1 pseudogene is annotated in these 286 nt (G+C 70.3%); it reads left to right on the forward strand.

Features of this window, described 5'->3' with window-relative positions:
- Positions 1 to 286 (forward strand): annotated as a pseudogene (locus DSP71_RS24030) (acetyl-/propionyl-CoA carboxylase subunit alpha); the annotation flags it as partial.

Raw genomic sequence — 286 nt, forward strand, 5'->3', positions numbered from 1 at the left:
GGTGGCGTTCGCCGAGGAACATGGCCTCCCGATCGCGATCAAGGCCGCGTTCGGCGGCGGCGGACGCGGGCTCAAGGTGGTGCGTGAGCTTTCCGAGGTCGCGGGGGCCTTCGACGCGGCCACTCGCGAGGCGGTCGCGGCTTTCGGCCGAGGAGAGTGCTTCGTGGAGCGCTTCCTCGAGAGCCCGCGCCACATCGAGGTGCAGGTGCTCGGCGACGGACTCGGCGGTGTCGTGGTGGTCGGCGACCGCGACTGCTCGATGCAGCGCCGCAATCAGAAGCTGATC

The organism is Microbacterium sp. H6 (assembly GCF_003314775.1).
GTDB classification, from domain to species: domain Bacteria; phylum Actinomycetota; class Actinomycetes; order Actinomycetales; family Microbacteriaceae; genus Microbacterium; species Microbacterium oxydans.